Origin of the sequence: Burkholderia sp. A2, assembly GCF_001729305.1 — a bacterium.
In the GTDB taxonomy this organism is placed as follows: domain Bacteria; phylum Pseudomonadota; class Gammaproteobacteria; order Burkholderiales; family Burkholderiaceae; genus Burkholderia; species Burkholderia sola.
The window spans coordinates 969-1831 of the sequence record NZ_LZXX01000111.1 but is presented as its reverse complement, the minus strand read 5'-3'; the positions used below and the strand labels follow the sequence as shown (position 1 = coordinate 1831).

The following is an 863-nucleotide window of genomic DNA, read 5'->3' as shown; positions in this document are numbered from 1 at the left end:
GCCGTCGGCATCGAGCGTGACGAGTTTGACGGAGCCGGTGCCGAGGTCGATTCCGAGCAGGCGCATGAGGTAAGCGGGATTCGAATGAACGGATGTCGATGATAACGGGATCGCGATGCGCGCCCCGCTTTTTGCCGCCGCTTCGACGCATCGGACGTGCGGTCTGGCCGCCGCGTTCCACCGGGCTGCACCTTGCACGCAAAAGCGGCCGTTCGCGGGTTAACCCGGCACGATTTGCGCACACCGCTTTTTGCCACTATGCGGCCTGCCCGATACACACCATAAAGCACCCCATATTTGACAGGGGGGCCGGCGCTATTTTGAAGCGCTATAAAACCGGTACACCTCACTCCCGCGGCAGTTTCCCGATGATCGCCCCCCTGTTCCATACCGAAATGGCATATCGAACCAGCAAAGAACGGAATAGAACCCAGTGCTCTTGTTGCATGGATTCAATCCGAATAACTTCGTATCACCCCGAAAACAAGATCATGGAGTGAGACAGATGCAATCGAACACGGTCCATCCGTGCGATGAGGTGCTGCCGACCGGCAAGCTGGTAACGCTTGGCCTGCAACACGTCCTCGTCATGTACGCCGGCGCCGTCGCCGTGCCGCTTATCGTCGGCGCGGCGCTCAAGCTGCCGAAAGACCAGATCGCGTTCCTGATCAGCGCCGATCTGTTTTCGTGCGGCATCGCCACGCTGATCCAGACGCTCGGCCTGTGGATCTTCGGGATCCGCCTGCCCGTCATCATGGGCTGCACGTTCGCAGCCGTCGGCCCGATGATCGCGATCGGCACGAACCCGGGCCTCGGCATTCTCGACATCTTCGGTTCGACCATCGCGGCCGGCATCATCGGCA

At 60.6% G+C, this 863-nt stretch carries 1 protein-coding gene; it reads left to right on the top strand.

What is annotated here, in order from left to right:
- Positions 1 to 505: 505 nt before the first annotated feature.
- Positions 506 to 863: solute carrier family 23 protein (locus A9Z05_RS37995; protein ID WP_371090917.1), on the top strand; the 358-nt coding region annotated here is incomplete at its 3' end.